At 39.4% G+C, this 2,097-nt stretch carries 2 protein-coding genes; both read left to right on the top strand.

Annotated elements, in window-relative coordinates:
* Positions 1-1,745 (top strand): hypothetical protein (locus QUB64_RS32830; RefSeq protein ID WP_333278797.1); only part of this gene is annotated, 1,745 nt, incomplete at its 5' end.
* A gap of 35 nt (positions 1,746-1,780) precedes the next feature.
* The coding region (locus tag QUB64_RS32825; RefSeq protein ID WP_333278795.1) for a DUF6671 family protein at positions 1,781-2,097 on the top strand (317 nt) is incomplete at its 3' end.

Below are 2,097 nucleotides of genomic sequence, written 5' to 3'. Positions count from 1 at the left end.
CCACGATTGTAATATATATATGCTCTGGCGCAGTTTACGGAATAATAGATGCCTGGAGAAATAAAACTTCGCTAGCCCAGGAGCTGAATCAGTTAATTAATAGTTTTAAACAAAATAAATTTTGGGCGCTCGGGACTGTTGTTGCTTTCCTGTGGGCTGCTTTTCAATACTGTGGTTGCGTGTTTTGGTATGACTTTAATACTCACGATGACTACCACGCCTATTTTGTATTTCCCCATAAAATGCTTCAAATAGGTGCTCTGGGTTCCGATCCTTTTAGCGAAAGAAGACTCGTATCTGCACTGGGAGGACAGTCATTCTTGCATACCTTCATTCTCAGCGTGTTGGATGAAAGAAGTTTGTATCTGCTCGATCCCGGATGTGCCTTATTAGTAATGATAGGACTTGCGATCGGATACTGCCAGAAAAAAAATCTTTCAAAAAACTCGACACTAATGATTGTGTTCGGATTTTTATCACTTAACCTGGTTCGGATAAATATAACGGGCGTATTAATTCCGGCGTGCCTTTTTTTCAGCTTATTTAACGTTCTTGAATGCGAGCGCCTCAAAGCAACAAATATCCCAAACAATGCTGCGATTGTAGGATTGCTTGCCGGCGCAATCTGCGCTTTAAAAACTACCTTGATTCCCGCGTGTATCATTTTATTCGCTTCTAGTTATTTATTTTACATTCTGGGAACCAAAAAAAAGCAGAAAGCAATAAGCGAATTTTGTTTGGCTGCTATTTTATTGGCGGCGTTTATTTTACCCTGGTCGATATCAATGTATCAGTCATCAGGGACTTTACTATATCCCATATTTGGTAAAGGTTTTCATGGTTCAGTATACGGAGGCTCTGTCAAGCTTCCTAACAGCGAGATTCCCCCAGACATAGCAATTAAACTCAGGATGTATGCAATTTTAGCAATTATTTATATCTCGGCTGTATTGGGAATTAGATTTGGGCTAATTGGTATACGTAAAAAGCCAATTGTTCGGGAAGCAACCCTATCTATTTTGATTAGTACCGTCGCGGGAACTGCGATTATAGCATTTTCTACAGGAGCTTCGGATGTTTACCGATATGCCTATTCGCTATTATTAGTTATGTTCGTCGTATTTATTTTAATTTTTGTGGAATATATAGAAAAACAAAATAACTTAAATTTTAACTTCAAAAAAATTGCTTTTAGCAGCGCAGTATTTTTGTCTTTGTTAGTAGCAAGATATTCTCACGGTTACAATGGTTTTACAGAATACAAGGACTTCATAAATAGCATTAATCGGGGGTTAAATAATGTACCTTTAGTGACACCACAAGAACGCGAACGCTATGCAAAAATGCTAGATTCGATACCTGAAAGAGCAATAGTTTTAACAAGACTTGACAAACCTTTTTTACTGAATTTTAAGCAACACACGATCTGGATTGCAGACTACCCTGGTGGGGCTAGCCTTCCGCCCGGTATGCCTTCATTTAAAGGAGAAGAAGCCCTAGCAAATTATCTAGTTTCGCAGTCGATTAGATATGTTGCATATTCCTATGGTAATGAAGCGAACTTTCCTAGGAAATATTTAGAAGTTAGACTCCTCCCTAACAGCCCTTTTTGGATGCGAAATCAGGCGTTAAATGCTTTGGAATTTCAAGATAATTTACAAAAACTTGGCGAAACGAGAAAGCGAATTTATGATGAGGGAGGAAATTTTGTAATTGATTTGTTAAGCTCCCAAAAGCAGCAATGACATCAGTTTAATTTAAATTTAAGTTTTTTCGCTATATGAACCCACATCATTTTTTGGTAAATCGCACGGCTGTTCTTGCTACCATGCATCACAAAGAACGGGTAATGGCTCCGATTTTGGAACGAGAATTAGGCGTCAGAATTAGCGTACCTCGCGAGCTTGATACTGACGCTTTCGGCACGTTTACCAGAGAAGTTAAACGCTTGGGAACTCAAATAGAAGCGGCCCGCCAGAAAGCCGAAAAAGCTCTAGAAGTTGCGGGAGAAACTCTTGCCTTTGCGAGCGAAGGCACTTTCGGCCCTCACCCAATGATGCCCTATCTGCCAGCAAACAGAGAAATCGTAATTTTATT

The organism is Microcoleus sp. Aus8_D2 (genome assembly GCF_036702665.1).
Classification (GTDB): Bacteria; Cyanobacteriota; Cyanobacteriia; order Cyanobacteriales; family Microcoleaceae; genus Microcoleus.
This window is presented reverse-complemented; position numbering and strand designations above follow the sequence as displayed.